Source organism: Pseudoduganella sp. RAF19 (assembly GCF_052114165.1).
GTDB lineage: Bacteria > Pseudomonadota > Gammaproteobacteria > Burkholderiales > Burkholderiaceae_D > Rugamonas.
Genome location: NZ_JBFREF010000006.1, coordinates 1 through 15788, shown reverse-complemented (window position 1 = coordinate 15788; position 15788 = coordinate 1). Strand labels below are relative to the sequence as shown.

The 15788-nt window shown below is 59.9% G+C and carries 11 protein-coding genes and 1 tRNA gene; 2 read left to right on the top strand and 10 right to left on the bottom strand.

Going from position 1 to position 15788, the window contains the following annotated elements; all coding sequences use genetic code 11:
* Positions 1-6: 6 nt before the first annotated feature.
* A complete protein-coding gene (locus tag AB4Z19_RS16965; protein WP_442023962.1) occupies positions 7-2391 on the top strand; it encodes a glycoside hydrolase family 3 N-terminal domain-containing protein in 2385 nt (794 codons plus the stop codon).
* 135 nt (positions 2392-2526) lie between these two features.
* Positions 2527-3168 carry a PEP-CTERM sorting domain-containing protein gene (locus AB4Z19_RS16960; RefSeq protein ID WP_442023960.1) on the top strand — a complete coding sequence of 214 codons (642 nt, stop codon included), beginning with the start codon at positions 2527-2529 and terminating at the stop codon, positions 3166-3168.
* Between the two features lie 198 nt (positions 3169-3366).
* Here the strand turns inward: AB4Z19_RS16960 and rpoC are convergent, their stop codons facing one another.
* The 10 genes from rpoC to AB4Z19_RS16910 all read right to left on the bottom strand — a co-directional run.
* The gene (gene rpoC / locus AB4Z19_RS16955; protein ID WP_442035665.1) at positions 3367-7590 is read right to left on the bottom strand and encodes a DNA-directed RNA polymerase subunit beta'; all 4224 of its coding nucleotides are present in this window, start codon (positions 7588-7590) and stop codon (positions 3367-3369) included.
* Positions 7591-7707: 117 nt separating this feature from the next.
* Positions 7708-11817, bottom strand: a complete 4110-nt coding sequence (rpoB, locus tag AB4Z19_RS16950; RefSeq protein WP_442025849.1) for a DNA-directed RNA polymerase subunit beta — start codon at positions 11815-11817, stop codon at positions 7708-7710.
* Positions 11818-12036: 219 nt separating this feature from the next.
* Positions 12037-12414, bottom strand: coding sequence for a 50S ribosomal protein L7/L12 (gene rplL, locus AB4Z19_RS16945; protein ID WP_395403418.1), 378 nt, complete (start codon positions 12412-12414; stop codon positions 12037-12039).
* 64 nt (positions 12415-12478) lie between these two features.
* A complete protein-coding gene (gene rplJ / locus AB4Z19_RS16940) occupies positions 12479-12976 on the bottom strand; it encodes a 50S ribosomal protein L10 (protein WP_442025848.1) in 498 nt (165 codons plus the stop codon).
* A 241-nt stretch (positions 12977-13217) separates the two neighbouring features.
* A complete protein-coding gene (rplA, locus tag AB4Z19_RS16935; protein ID WP_442025847.1) occupies positions 13218-13913 on the bottom strand; it encodes a 50S ribosomal protein L1 in 696 nt (231 codons plus the stop codon).
* 2 nt (positions 13914-13915) lie between these two features.
* Positions 13916-14347 carry a 50S ribosomal protein L11 gene (gene rplK, locus AB4Z19_RS16930; RefSeq protein WP_442025846.1) on the bottom strand — a complete coding sequence of 144 codons (432 nt, stop codon included), beginning with the start codon at positions 14345-14347 and terminating at the stop codon, positions 13916-13918.
* Between the two features lie 89 nt (positions 14348-14436).
* Positions 14437-15036 (bottom strand): transcription termination/antitermination protein NusG, encoded by a 600-nt coding sequence (gene nusG / locus AB4Z19_RS16925; RefSeq protein ID WP_442025845.1) that lies wholly within the window; start codon positions 15034-15036, stop codon positions 14437-14439.
* The gene (gene secE / locus AB4Z19_RS16920) at positions 15036-15419 is read right to left on the bottom strand and encodes a preprotein translocase subunit SecE (RefSeq protein WP_442025844.1); all 384 of its coding nucleotides are present in this window, start codon (positions 15417-15419) and stop codon (positions 15036-15038) included. The genes nusG and secE overlap by 1 nt, the downstream gene beginning before the upstream one ends.
* Positions 15420-15455: 36 nt before the next feature.
* Positions 15456-15531, bottom strand: a tRNA-Trp gene (locus AB4Z19_RS16915).
* Positions 15532-15615: 84 nt separating this feature from the next.
* On the bottom strand, positions 15616-15788 hold a 173-nt coding region (locus AB4Z19_RS16910), incomplete at its 5' end, for an elongation factor Tu (RefSeq protein WP_442025850.1).

The window sequence follows — 15788 nt, the reverse complement described above, 5'->3', positions numbered from 1 at the left end:
CAATACATGAAGCGCCGGCAGTTCCTCACCTCTCTATCCAGCGTCGCAGGCGTCAGCGCCCTCGGTGCGCCAGCCGCCATGGCTGCCGCCGCGACGCGGCCGCTTTACAAGGACCCTGCCGCTCCCGTGCCGGCGCGTGTAAAGGATCTGCTGGGCCGCATGACGCTGGAGGAGAAAGTCGCCCAGATGCTCTGCGTATGGCAGGACAAAAAAGTCATCGAAGAAGCAAACGGCAAGTTCTCCGGCGAGAAAGCCGCGCAAACCTATCCGCACGGGATCGGCATGGTTGGCCGCCCGTCCGACCGCCAGGGCCACGCCGAAGCAGGCGGCGCAGGCGATGCAGGCGACCACCAGAACCGCAACGCCGCCGAAACGGCGCGCTATGTCAACGCCGCACAGAAATGGGCGGTAGAGAACACACGCCTCGGCATCCCGATGTTCATGCACGAGGAATCGCTGCACGGCTACGCGGCGCGCGACGCCACCAGCTTCCCGCAGGCGATCGCGCTGGCGTCCTCCTTTGATCCGGCCATGGTGCGTAAGGTGTTCAGCGTGGCGGCACGCGAAATGCGCGCGCGCGGCGCGAACTTCGCGCTGGCGCCGGTGGTGGACGTGGCACGCGAGCCGCGCTGGGGCCGTATTGAAGAGACTTACGGCGAGGATCCGCATGTGTGCGCAGAGATCGGCAAGGCTGCCGTGCTGGGCTTCATGGGCGAAGACCGCAAGCTGGCCAAGGATAAGGTCCTCGTCACGCTGAAGCACATGACCGGCCACGGCCAGCCGGAAAGCGGCACCAATATCGGCCCTGCTGAAGTGAGCGAGCGCACCCTGCGCGAAGAATTCTTCCCGCCGTTCGAGCGCATCATCCGCGAGACGAACGCCAGCGCCGTGATGCCGTCCTATAACGAGATCGGCGGCCTGCCTTCGCACGCCAATAACTGGCTGCTGCACAAGGTGCTGCGCGAGGAATGGGGCTTCAAGGGTGTGACGGTGTCCGACTACTTCGGCATCAAGGAACTGATCACCCGCCATCATCTGGCGGACAATCCGAAGGACGCTGCCTACCGCGCCATCAAGGCCGGCGTGGATGTGGAAACGCCGGATGTCTTCGGCTACAAATTCCTGCCGGAGCTGGTGAAGGAGAAGAAGGTTTCCGTCGCGGAGATCGACACCGTCGTTGCGCGCATCCTCACGCTGAAGTTCGAAGCTGGCCTGTTCGAACAGCCTTTCGTCGACGCCGACCTGGCCGACAAGCTCACCGCCACGCCGGACGCAATTGCGCTGACGCGCGAAGCGGCTGTGCGCTCCGCGGTGCTGCTGAAGAACGACAAGGGTCTGCTGCCACTGAACCCGCAGAAAGTCGGCAAGGTGCTGCTGCTTGGTACGCACGCCAAGGATTGCCCGATCGGTGGCTACTCCGGCGTGCCGCGTCACGTGGTATCGCTGCACGAAGCGCTGGAAGCCGAGAGCAAGAAGCAGGGCTTCCCCTTCGCCTACTCGGAAGGTGTGCGCATCACCGAGCACCGCATCTGGGGCCAGGACGAAATCAAGTTCACGCCGCCGGAAGTGAATGCAAAGCTGATCGCGGACGCAGTGGCTGCGGCGAAGAACGCCGACACCATCATCATGGTCCTCGGCGATAACGAGCAGACCAGCCGCGAAGCCTGGGCCGATAACCACCTCGGCGACCGCCAGACGCTGGACATGCTGGGCCAGCAAAACGATCTGGCGAAAGCCATCTTCGATCTGGGCAAGCCGACCGTGGTGTTCCTGCTCAACGGCCGTCCATTGTCCGTGAACCTGCTGGCGGAGCGTGCCGACGCCCTGATCGAGGGCTGGTATCTCGGGCAGGAAACGGGCAACGCCGCGGCGGATCTGCTGTTCGGCCGCGCCAACCCAGGCGGCAAGCTGCCGGTATCCATCGCGCGCAATGTGGGCCAGCTGCCGATCTTCTACAACTACAAGCCATCCGCGCGCCGCGGCTACATCGATGGCACCACCAAACCGCTGTATCCCTTCGGCTTTGGCTTGAGCTACACCTCATTTACGATTTCCGAACCGCGTCTGTCTGCGGCGAAGATTGGCGTGGATGGGTCGACCAGGGTATCGGTCGATGTGGCCAACACCGGCAAGCTGGCGGGCGATGAAGTAGTGCAGCTCTACATTCGCGACGACATCAGCTCCGCGACCCGTCCCGTGAAAGAGCTGAAGGCCTTCCAGCGCGTGACGCTGCAGCCGGGCGAGCAGCGCACGGTCACCTTCGACATCAAGCCATCCGACCTGCGCTTCTACAACTTCGAAATGAAGCGCGTGGTGGAGCCAGGCAGCTTCACCATCTCGGTCGGCCCCAACAGCGTGGACCTGAAATCTGTAAAACTGATGGTCGCTTAACTGTCGGAAAATTTTACACTCTAGGGGCGGCCGCAGTCTGGGCCGCCCCTAACTATTTGATCCAATTCAATTTTAATTGCTTTTATACAACTTGCTTTACTTTGAATCATCATTGTTAAACTGAGTTTTTTGTTCATGCCAAACTTCCGCACCGCCCTCTTTGCCGCCGCTCTCGCCTTCTGCGCGCAAACCCAAGCTGCTGTCATCACCTTCAACAATCTGGCCGGCACCAACGTTCCAGGCAGCGTGTACGTCTACAGCAACCAGTACACGCAAATGCGCACCCAAAGCGCTACCGTCGACGGCTTCACCTTCGCGCCGACCGTCGATGATATTTTTATGCGTTCCGGTTATGCGAACGGCGGCGATACTGGCTACGACGCATATAACGGAACCGACTTCCTGATGACTTACTCGACCGTGACGATGCGCAACGTTACAGCCACGCCGTTCTCCGTGAACAGTCTGGATCTGGTCAACTGGTCAGGTTACGGCCTAACCGCGACCTTGAAAGGCACCCGCATGGATGGCACGACCATCACGCAGCTCATCAACCTGGACACGCGTCCTAACAATTCCAAGACCGTGGGCAATGACTTCACGAACTACGCGCTGTCCGGCTTCACCGGCCTGAAATCGTTCAGCATCGGTAGCGACAGCGGAAACTGGGTGGCATTGGACAATATCGCTGTCAATGCCGTACCGGAGCCTGCTTCCCTGGCCATCCTCGGCCTCGGCCTCGGCGCCCTCGCCATCGCCCGCCGCCGCAAAGCCTGATCTGGGGTCAGGCGCTAAACGGTACACGGCCTCAGCCGCTAAAAACGCCACCTTCGGGTGGCGTTTTTGTTTGCGCGAGCAGTGACTCACAGCACTGGCGGTAGCGTCTGCTGAGCGTTGATTCCCGGGCCGGGCCGCCACTCATCAAACAAATAAAAAAAGCCACCCGAAGGTGGCTTTTTTGCAGCGGGGCGAAGCTTACGCTTCGTCGCTGTGGTGCGGTTCGTCCGCTGGCAGTTCGGCCACGATGGCGGCGCGTTCGGCGTCGAGCAGGGCTTTGCGCTCTTCGGCTTCCCACACTTCCTTCTCCTTGCGGGCGCGGTGGAAGGCCAGACCGGTACCGCCTGGGATCAGACGGCCGACGATGACGTTTTCCTTCAGGCCGCGCAGACCATCGCGCTTGCCCATGATCGCCGCTTCGGTCAGCACGCGGGTGGTTTCCTGGAACGATGCGGCCGAGATGAAGGAGTCGGTCGACAGCGATGCCTTGGTAATACCCAGCAGCACGTTTTCGTAGGTCGCTGGCAGCTTGCCCAGTGCGATGACCTTGTCGTTTTCTTCCAGCAGCTCGGAGCGCTCCACCTGCTCGCCGACGATGTAGTCGGTGTCGCCAGCCTGAACGATCTGAACACGGCGCAGCATCTGGCGAACGATCACCTCGATGTGCTTGTCGTTAATCTTCACGCCCTGCAGACGGTACACGTCCTGCACTTCGTCAACGATGTAGCGGGCCAGCGCTTCAATACCCAGCAGGCGCAGGATGTCTTGCGGATCGGCCGGTCCGTCCACGATCATCTCGCCCTTGTTCACCACCTGGCCGTCGTGCACCAGCACTTGCTTGTCCTTGGTAATCAGGAACTCGTGCTTGTTGCCGTCCATGTCGGTGATTTCCAGACGCTGCTTGCCCTTGGTTTCCTTACCGAAGGCCACAGTACCGGTCACTTCCGCCAGCATGCCCGCGTCTTTCGGCGAACGTGCTTCGAACAGTTCCGCAACGCGTGGCAGACCACCGGTAATGTCACGGGTCTTCTGCGATTCGGTCGGGATACGCGCCAGAACCTCACCCACGGACACTTGCTGGCCATCTTTCACCATGATCAGCGCGCCAACCTGGAAGCCGATCGCCACTGCGTGTTCAGTGCCGGCGATCTTCACTTCCTGACCGTCTTCGTTCAGCAGTTTCACCTGCGGACGCATGGCCTTGCCCGGCGAGCCGCGACGCTTGGCGTCGATCACCACCAGGGTTGCCAGACCGGTCACCTCGTCCACCTGACGGGCCACGGTCACGCCTTCTTCGACGTTCTCGAAACGCACCGTACCGGCGTACTCGGTAATGATCGGACGGGTCAGCGGGTCCCACGTTGCCAGAGGAGCGCCAGCCTTCACGGTCATGCCATCCTTGACGATCAGGGTCGCGCCGTAAGGCACCTTGTGACGCTCGCGCTCACGGCCGTGGTCGTCGGTAATCAGCACTTCGCCGGAACGGGAAATGACGATCTGAGCGCCCTTGCCGTTGGTAACGTAACGCATGGTCGCGGTGAAGCGGATGATACCGTTCGACTTCGCTTCCACCGAGGAGGCCACTGCTGCACGCGACGCCGCACCACCGATGTGGAAGGTACGCATGGTCAGCTGGGTACCCGGCTCACCGATCGACTGTGCTGCCACAACACCCACTGCTTCGCCGGAGTTCACCAGCATGCCGCGGCCCAGGTCGCGGCCGTAGCACTTGGCGCACAGGCCGTAGCGGGTTTCGCAGGTCAGCGGGGTGCGGACTTTGACTTCGTCCACGCCCATGCGCTCGATCTCTTCCACCATGTCTTCGTCCAGCAGCGTGCCGGCTTCGAACGCGGTTTCCTGGGTTTCAGGATTGACGATGTCGGTGCCGGCCACGCGGCCGAGGATACGGTCGCGCAGGGCTTCGATCACTTCACCGCCTTCGACCATCGCCTTCATCAGCGTGCCGTTGGAAGTGCCGCAATCGTCCTCGGTCACCACCAGATCCTGGGTCACGTCCACCAGACGGCGGGTCAGGTAACCGGAGTTCGCGGTCTTCAGTGCCGTATCCGCCAGACCTTTACGAGCGCCGTGGGTCGAGATGAAGTACTGCAGAACGTTCAGGCCTTCGCGGAAGTTCGCGGTAATCGGCGTTTCGATAATCGAGCCGTCCGGCTTCGCCATCAGACCACGCATACCGGCCAGCTGACGGATCTGGGCAGCGGAACCACGGGCGCCCGAGTCGGCCATCATGTAAATCGCGTTGAACGATTCCTGGGTCGACTTGGTGCCGTCGCGGCGGATCACGTCTTCCACCTTCAGGTGGTCCATCATCGCCTTGCCGACTTCATCGGAGGTCTTGCCCCAGATGTCGACGACCTTGTTGTAGCGCTCGCCCGCGGTCACCAGACCGGAAGCGTACTGCTGCTCGATCTGCTTGACTTCGGATTCGGCGGTGGCGATCAGGGTCTTCTTCACTTCCGGCACCAGCATGTCGTCCACGCAGATGGAGATACCGGCGCGGGTCGCCAGGCGGAAGCCCGACTGCATCAGCTGGTCGGCAAACACCACGGTCGCGCGCAGGCCGCATTTGCGGAAGGAAGTGTTGATCAGCTTCGAGATTTCCTTCTTCTTCAGCGCGCGGTTCAGCACGGAGAATGGCAGGCCCTTCGGCAGGATCTCGGACAGGATGGCACGGCCAACGGTGGTCTCGTAACGGGTCAGGGTACGCACGAACTCGCCGGTCGCCGGATCTTTTGGATTCTCGACGATACGTACGGTAATGCGGGTGGCCAGTTCAACTTCCTTGTTGTCGTAGGCGCGGATCACTTCCGACACGTCCGGGAACAGCATGCCTTCGCCCTTGGCGTTGACTGCTTCGCGGGTCGCGTAGTACAGACCCAGCACGATATCCTGGGACGGCACGATCGACGGTTCGCCGTTGGACGGGAACAGGATGTTGTTCGAGGCCAGCATCAGGGTGCGGGCTTCCATCTGTGCTTCGATGGACAGCGGCACGTGAACTGCCATCTGGTCACCGTCGAAGTCAGCGTTGAACGCCGCGCAGACCAGCGGGTGCAGCTGAATGGCCTTGCCTTCGATCAGCACCGGCTCGAACGCCTGGATACCCAGACGGTGCAGGGTCGGCGCACGGTTCAGCATGATCGGATGTTCGCGGATCACTTCTTCCAGGATGTCCCAAACCACTGGTTCCTGTTGCTCAACCAGTTTCTTGGCAGCCTTGATGGTGGTGGCCAAGCCCATCAACTCCAGTTTATTGAAGATGAATGGCTTGAACAGTTCCAGGGCCATCAGCTTCGGCAGACCGCACTGGTGCAGTTTCAGCTGTGGACCCACCACGATCACGGAACGGCCGGAGTAGTCGACGCGCTTACCCAGCAGGTTCTGACGGAAGCGGCCGCCCTTACCTTTGATCATTTCAGCCAGCGACTTCAGCGGACGCTTGTTGGCGCCGGTCATCGCCTTGCCGCGACGGCCGTTGTCCAGCAGCGAGTCCACTGCTTCCTGCAGCATGCGCTTTTCGTTGCGCGTGATGATCTCTGGAGCACGCAGCTCCATCAGGCGCTTCAGACGGTTGTTACGGTTGATGACGCGGCGATACAGGTCGTTCAGGTCGGAGGTCGCAAAGCGGCCGCCATCCAGCGGGACCAGTGGGCGCAGTTCCGGCGGCAGCACCGGCAGCACTTCCATGATCATCCAGTCCGGCTTGATGCCGGAACGCTGGAACGCTTCCAGCACTTTCAGGCGCTTGGCGTACTTCTTGATCTTCGCTTCGGACTTCGATTCCTTCAGCTCCACGCGCAGGGCTTCGGCATCGCGGTGGATGTCGATCGAGCGCAGCAGTTCACGGATACCTTCCGCGCCCATGAAGGCGGTGAAGTCATCGCCGTACTCTTCGTACTTGGCGGCGTAATCGTCTTCCGACATGATCTGGCACTTCTTCAGCGGGGTCATGCCTGGATCGGTCACCACGTATGCTTCGAAGTACAGCACGCGTTCGATATCGCGCAGGGTCATGTCCAAGACCATACCCAGACGCGACGGCAGCGATTTCAGGAACCAGATGTGGGCGACCGGCGAAGCCAGTTCGATGTGGCCCATGCGCTCACGGCGCACTTTGGCCAGGGTCACTTCAACGCCGCACTTTTCGCAGATGACACCGCGGTGCTTCAGGCGCTTGTACTTGCCGCACAGGCATTCGTAGTCCTTGATCGGGCCAAAGATCTTGGCGCAGAACAGACCATCGCGCTCTGGCTTGAAGGTACGGTAGTTGATGGTCTCAGGCTTTTTAACTTCGCCGTAAGACCAGGAACGAATTTTTTCAGGCGAGGCCAGACCGATCTTGATCGCGTCGAAGGACTCGTTTTGCTGTACTTGCTTGAACAGGTCGAGCAGGGCTTTCATGTATCACTCCAGGTAGTGATGAATTCTAAATTTGCGTGTTGGTGAACTGCTTGAAACCCGAGGCGGAAACCTGGTGGCTGCCACGCCGTGGCTGCCACCTGTTTTCGGCCGTAGGCTTTAGCCGCGTTCCAGGTCGATATCGATACCCAGGGAACGGATTTCCTTCACCAGCACGTTGAACGATTCCGGCATGCCGGCATCGATCACGTGGTCGCCCTTGACGAGGTTTTCGTACACTTTGGTACGGCCGTTCACGTCGTCGGACTTCACGGTCAGCATTTCTTGCAGCACGTAGGAGGCGCCGTATGCTTCCAGCGCCCACACTTCCATCTCACCGAAGCGCTGGCCGCCGAACTGCGCCTTACCGCCCAGAGGCTGCTGGGTCACCAGCGAGTAAGGACCGGTCGAACGTGCGTGCATCTTGTCGTCCACCAGGTGGTGCAGCTTCAGCATGTGCATCACGCCCACGGTAACCTTGCGTTCGAAGGCTTCGCCGGTGCGGCCGTCGTACATGGTGACCTGGTTCTTCGATTCGGTCATGCCCAGCTTGGTTGCGATCTCGTCCGGGTACGCCAGGTCCAGCATGCGGCGGATTTCGGATTCGTGCGCACCGTCGAACACTGGGGTTGCGAACGGAACACCCTTCTTCAGGTTGGCCGCCAGCGACATGATTTCGTCGTCGCTGAAGTTGGCGATGTCTTCCTTCGAACCGGTCTCGTTGTACACGGTGGTCAGGTACTTGCGCATCTCTTCGACCTTGATCTGCGCTTGCAGCATTTCGCCGATACGGATGCCCAGGCCCTTCGCTGCCCAGCCCAGGTGGGTTTCCAGGATCTGACCCACGTTCATACGGGACGGAACACCCAGCGGGTTCAGCACCACGTCGGCCGGAGTACCGTCCGCCATGTAAGGCATGTCTTCCACCGGAACGATACGCGAGACCACACCCTTGTTACCGTGGCGGCCTGCCATCTTGTCGCCGGACTGCAGGCGGCGCTTAACGGCCAGGTAAACCTTGACCATCTTCTGCACGCCAGGCTGCAGCTCGTCGCCCTGGGTCAGCTTCTTGCGCTTCTCTTCGAAGGCCAGGTCGAACTGGTGGCGCTTCTCGTTGATCGATTCCTTGATGGCTTCCAGTGCGGCGGCCAGGCTGTCTTCCGCAGGGCGGATGTCGAACCAGTGGAACTTGTCCAGATCATCCAGGTATTCCTTGGTGATCTTGGCGCCTTTCGCCAGCTTCTTCGGACCGCCGTTGACCACCTGGCCAATCAGGGTCTTTTCCAGACGCTGGAAGGCGTCGCCTTCCACGATACGCATCTGGTCGTTCAGGTCCAGACGGAAGCGCTTCAGTTCATCGTCGATGATCTGCTGGGCGCGCTTGTCGCGTGGGATGCCTTCGCGGGTGAACACTTGCACGTCGATCACGGTACCAACCATGCCAGACGGCACGCGCAGCGAGGTGTCCTTCACGTCGGACGCTTTTTCGCCGAAGATCGCGCGCAGCAGCTTCTCCTCCGGGGTCAGCTGGGTTTCGCCTTTCGGGGTCACCTTACCAACCAGGGTGTCGCCGGCCTGCACTTCAGCGCCGATGTACACGATGCCGGATTCGTCCAGACGCGCCAGCTGGTTCTCAGCCAGGTTGGAGATATCGCGGGTGATTTCTTCAGGGCCCAGCTTGGTGTCACGCGCAACTACGCTCAGTTCTTCGATGTGGATCGAGGTGTAGCGGTCGTCTTTCACGACGTTTTCGCTGATCAGGATCGAGTCTTCGAAGTTCAGACCATTCCATGGCATGAAGGCCACGGTCATGTTCTGGCCCAGTGCCAGTTCGCCCAGGTCGGTCGATGCGCCGTCGGCGATCACGTCGCCTTTGGCCACACGGTCGCCCACTTTGACGATCGGACGCTGGTTGATGTTGGTGTTCTGGTTGGAACGGGTGTACTTGATCAGGTTGTAGATGTCCACACCGACTTCGCCAGCCTGTGCTTCTTCATCGTTCACGCGGATCACGACGCGGCCCGCATCGATGTAGTCCACCACGCCGCCGCGCAGTGCCTGCACGGTGGTGCCGGAGTCGACTGCCACGGTGCGCTCGATGCCGGTACCGACCAGCGCCTTTTCAGGACGCAGGCAAGGCACAGCCTGACGCTGCATGTTGGCGCCCATCAGTGCACGGTTCGCGTCATCGTGCTCCAGGAATGGAATCAGCGATGCTGCCACGGACACGATCTGGCCTGGGGCCACGTCCATGTACTGCACGCGCTCTGGGGAAACCAGGATGGTTTCGCCGGCTTCACGGGACGATACCAGTTCGTCGACCAGCTGGCCCTGCTCATTCACCTTGGCGTTTGCCTGGGCGATGATGTAGCGGCCTTCTTCGATCGCGGACAGGTAATCGATCTTGTCGGTCACCTTGGAGCCTTCGACCTTGCGGTACGGGGTTTCCAGGAAGCCGTATTCGTTCAGGCGGGCGTACAGTGCCAGCGAGTTGATCAGACCGATGTTCGGGCCTTCAGGCGTTTCGATCGGGCATACGCGGCCGTAGTGGGTCGGGTGCACGTCGCGCACCTCGAAGCCGGCGCGTTCGCGGGTCAGACCGCCAGGGCCCAGTGCGGAAACACGGCGCTTGTGGGTGATCTCGGACAGCGGGTTGGTCTGGTCCATGAACTGCGACAGCTGGGACGAACCGAAGAACTCGCGGATGGCAGCCGAAATCGGCTTGGAGTTGATCAGGTCGTGCGGCATCAGGTTGTCGGCTTCCGCCTGGCCCAGACGCTCTTTCACGGCGCGCTCGACGCGCACCAGGCCGGCGCGGAACTGGTTCTCGGCCAGCTCGCCCACGCAACGCACGCGACGGTTACCCAGGTGGTCGATATCGTCCACTTCGCCGCGGCCATTGCGCAGCTCAACCAGGATCTTGATCACGGCCAGGATGTCTTCGTTCGACAGGGTCATGGCGCCGGTCAGTTCGTCACGGCCGATACGGCGGTTGAACTTCATGCGGCCCACGGCCGACAGGTCGTAGCGCTCAGGGCTGTAGAACAGGCCGTTGAACAGGGCTTCCACCGACTCTTCGGTTGGCGGTTCGCCAGGACGCATCATGCGGTAGATCGCGATACGGGCCGCGGTCTGGTCGGCGGTGTCGTCGATACGCAGGGTCTGGGAGATGTAGCCGCCCTGGTCCAGATCGTTGGTGTACAGCGTCTGGATGGCGTTGATGTTGGCGTCGCGCAGCTTGCCCAGGGTTTCTTCGGTCAGCTCGTCGTTGGCCAGGGCCACGATTTCGCCGGTTTCCGGATCAACGATGTTCTTGGCCAGCACGCGGCCCAGCAGGTAGTCTTCCGGCACGGAGATGTGCTGGATGCCGGCCTGCTCGATTTCGCGCACGTGCTTGGCGTTGATACGCTTGTCCTTGACCACGATGGTCTTGCCCGACTTCGGATCGACGATGTCGAAGCGCGCGACTTCGCCGCGCAGGCGTTCGGACACGAACTCCATCTCGGCGCCTTCCGAACGCAGGTTGAAGTTGTCGAAGACGAAGAAGTTCGCCAGGATCTGTTCCGGGGTCATGCCGATCGCCTTCAGCAGGATCGATACCGGCATCTTGCGGCGGCGGTCGACGCGGAAGTACAGGATGTCTTTCGGGTCGAACTCGAAGTCCAGCCAGGAACCGCGGTAAGGAATGATACGGGCCGAGAACAGCAGCTTGCCGGACGAGTGGGTCTTGCCGCGGTCGTGCTCGAAGAACACGCCCGGGGAGCGATGCAGCTGAGAAACGATCACACGCTCAGTACCGTTGATCACGAACGAACCGGTGCTGGTCATCAGGGGCAGTTCGCCCATGTAGACTTCCTGCTCCTTCATTTCCTTCACGACGGGCTTGGTTGGCGATTCCTTGTCCAGGATCACCAGACGCACCTTGGCGCGCAGCGGCGACGCGAAGGTCAGGCCGCGCAGCTGGCATTCCTTGACGTCGAAGGCGGGGTCGCCCAGTACGTAGGACAGGAATTCCAGACGGGCAAAGCCGTTATGGGAAACAATAGGGAAGATCGAGGTGAAGGCGGACTGCAGGCCTTCGTTCTTGCGCGTTGCAACCGGAGTGTGCTCCTGCAAGAAGTTTTCGTACGACTCGAGCTGGGTAGCCAGCAGGAACGGAACGTTGTGGACGTTGGCGCGTTTCGCAAAAGACTTGCGAATGCGTTTCTTCTCAGTAAATGAGTAGTGCATGGACACTCCGTGAGTGACAGGAAAGGATAGAGGCTTCAGGTTTTGACTGGCACACGCCAGCCAAAACCTCAAGCCACTGCGTTAAATCACACTGCTAAACAACATCAAAACAACAACATCAACAACACAGACGACAAAGGAGCCAAAGGCGGACCCCTCTTCCGAGGAGATCCGCCGATTGGCTTCCCACGTTTAGCGGGTTGCCCCGCCTTACGCAAATTACTTCAGATCGGCCTTGGCGCCAGCTTCTTCCAGCTTCTTCTTAGCGGCTTCAGCGTCAGCTTTCGACAGGGCTTCTTTCACGGTCTTCGGTGCGCCGTCAACCAGGTCCTTGGCTTCTTTCAGGCCCAGACCGGTGATTTCGCGAACTGCCTTAATCACGCCAACTTTGTTCGCGCCCACTTCGGACAGAACCAGGTTGAATTCGGTCTGCTCTTCAGCAGCAGCTGCACCGGCAGCGGCGCCGCCAGCAGCCGGAGCTGCCATTGCAGCGGCGGACACGCCGAACTTTTCTTCGAAAGCCTTAACCAGTTCGTTCAGGTCCATTACGGACATTTCGGACACTGCGTTCAGGATGTCGTCTTTGGAAATTGCCATTTGAAACTCCTAATTTGTTTGTAATACTACAGAATTGGTATTGACTAAGAAACTAAGCCAGCGATTAAGCGGCTTCGGTTTCTTTCTTGGCTGCCAGAGCAGCCAGACCACGTGCAAAGCCCGACACCGGAGCCAGCATAACGCCCAACAGCTGCGAGATGAGGACTTCACGGCTTGGAATGCTCGCCAGTGCGGTAACGCCAGCTACGTCGAGCTGTTTACCGGCAAAGTTACCAGCCTTCACAACCAGTTTGTCGTTGGTCTTGGCGAAGTCGGCGACGACTTTCGCTGCAGCAACGGCATCATCCGAGATCGAATAGATCAGCGGACCGGTCATGGAATCGGCCAGAGGGGCGAACTGCGTGCCTTCTACTGCACGGCGTGCCAGGGTGTTCTTCAGAACACGAATGTACACGCCTTGCGCACGCGCTTTAGCACGGAGTTGAGTCAAGTGACCAACCTGGATGCCACGGTATTCGGCCACGACGATAGTTTGCGCAGTTGCTACTTTTGCGGAAACTTCGGCGACGACGGCCTTTTTGTCATTCAGATTGAGACCCACGGTCAACCTCCTTAAATGATGCTTGGCTTGCGCCGCACATCGGTTCGAACAACGGCGTCCGAGGTTTAGGAGTCCAATGGACTACAGAAACTTGTTCGGGTACACCATCTGCGTTGGGCGCCTTCCGGCGATTAACCCCATGCCTGCTTGATGCATCGAGCCCAACGGTCTTTGAAGGCCTGACAGGGTTGCCCCTGCCAGCCCAAAGATCCGCCCCACCTTTCGGCGGGGACTTAATTCATTACGCTGCCAGGGTAGCGTGGTCAACACGCACGCCAGCGCCCATGGTCGAGGAAATCGACACTTTGCGCAGGTACACGCCTTTGGACGAAGCAGGCTTGGCCTTGTTCAGCGCGTCGATCAGAGCAACCAGGTTGGTCTTCAGATCAGCGTCGGTGAACGACTTGCGGCCGATGGTCGCGTGGATGATACCTGCCTTGTCGGTACGGTACTGAACCTGACCGGCCTTGGCGTTCTTCACGGCGCCAGCCACGTCCGGGGTTACGGTGCCAACTTTCGGGTTAGGCATCAGGCCGCGTGGGCCCAGGATCTGGCCCAGGGTACCAACGATACGCATGGTGTCTGGGGAAGCGATGACCACGTCGAACGGCATGTCGCCGGCTTTGACGCGCTCGGCCAGGTCTTCCATACCTACCACGTCGGCGCCAGCGGCTTTCGCTGCTTCAGCCTTGTCGCCGGAAGCGAACACGGCAACGCGAACGGTCTTGCCGGTGCCTGCTGGCAGAACCACGGAGCCACGCACCACCTGGTCGGACTTCTTCGGGTCCACGCCCAGCTGGACGGACACGTCGATGGATTCGTTGAACTTGGCGGTGGCCAGTTCTTTCACCAGGGACACTGCGTTGTCGAAGGCGTACACTTTGGTACGGTCTACTTTAGCCTTGATGGCTTGAGCGCGCTTGGACAGTTTTGCCATGATCAGATGCCCTCTACGGTGATGCCCATGGAGCGTGCGGAACCAGCGATGGTGCGCACAGCCGCTTCCAGATCGGCAGCGGTCAGGTCCGGGGTCTTCAGTTTAGCGATTTCTTCCGCTTGAGCGCGGGTCAGCTTGCCGACCTTGTCGGTGTGCGGCTTGGAGGAGCCTTTTTGCACGCCGGAGTGCTTCTTGATCAGGTAGGTCGCTGGCGGGGTCTTCATCACGAAGGTGAAGGACTTGTCCGCGAAGGCGGTGATGATCACAGGGATCGGCATGCCTGGTTCCATACCTTGGGTCTGCGCGTTGAACGCTTTGCAGAATTCCATGATGTTCAGACCGCGCTGACCCAGAGCCGGGCCGATCGGAGGGGATGGGTTTGCCTTACCAGCTGGCACTTGCAGCTTGATAAAGCCAATGATTTTCTTTGCCATTTGGGCACTTCCTATCGTTGGATTGAGTAGTAGCGCCCCGCACGCGGCGGGGCTCCTCTTGGTGGCGGATTAAACGCTCCGCCGCGGCGTTAAACTTTTTCGACCTGGCCGAATTCGAGTTCGACAGGGGTTGCGCGGCCGAAGATGGTGACCGATACACGCACCTTGGACTTCTCGTAATTGACTTCTTCGACATTGCCGTTGAAGTCGGTGAACGGACCATCCTTGATGCGGACTTGCTCGCCCACTTCGTACAGCACTTTTGGACGCGGCTTTTCCACACCCTCCTGCATCTGCTGCATGATCTTGTCGATCTCGCGCGCAGGAATCGGGGTCGGCTTGTTCGACTTGCCGCCAATGAAACCGGTCACTTTGCTGGTGTTCTTCACCAGGTGCCAGGTTTCGTCCGTCATTTCCATTTCCACCAGGACGTAGCCCGGGAAGAAACGGCGCTCGGTAACGGACTTCTGGCCGTTGCGCACTTCAACGACCTCTTCAGTCGGAACCAGGATCTGGCCGAACTGCTCTTGCATGCCGGCGCGCTCAACGCGCTCCATCAGGGCTCGCTGTACGCTCTTCTCCATACCGGAGTAGGCGTGGACGACGTACCAGCGCTTGTTGCTGACCGGCGTGGAAACCGCCTGCTCAGGCTCTTCCTTGCCCGGCTCGTCTTGCACAATTTCGCTCATTATTTCTTCCAACCCAGGATGACGTCGTACAACAGGAATTCCAGAATCTTATCCGTACCCCACAGGAACACCGCCATCACCAGCACGAAGCCGAAGACGATCAGGGTGATCTGGGTTGCCTCCTTGCGGGTTGGCCATACCACTTTCTTAGTCTCGCGAACGGACTCTTTCGCGAAATTCATGAATTCGCGACCAGTGGTCGAGGTGTACGCGATGCCGGCGGAAACGAGCAAACCAACCACAAGCGCGATCGCTCGCACCAGGGTTGGTTGACCTGCCAGGTAGAAGAACCCGACTACGCCCGCAACCAGCGCAACCACTGCCAGCACGACTTTGAACTTATCGTTCGTCGTGCTAACGGTTTGCACGGATTGATTAGACATTTACTTTTTACTTTCGGTGCCCTGCACCATATTCGGTGGCAGGGGCGGAGGGCATCGAACCCCCAACCTTCGGTTTTGGAGACCGACGCTCTGCCAATTGAGCTACGCCCCTACGTGTAAAACTTTATCAGTGGAATCCGTAATTCTAGCACCCATCAGAGACGGGCGCTAGTCTTGGCTCGGATTCAGATCGCTCTTAGTCGATGATCTTGGCAACMACGCCGGCGCCAACGGTACGGCCGCCTTCGCGGATTGCGAAGCGCAGACCTTCTTCCATAGCGATCGGGGAGATCAGCTTGACGGTGATCGACACGTTATCGCCAGGCATAACCATTTCCTTGTCCTTCGGCAGCTCGATGGAGCCGGTGT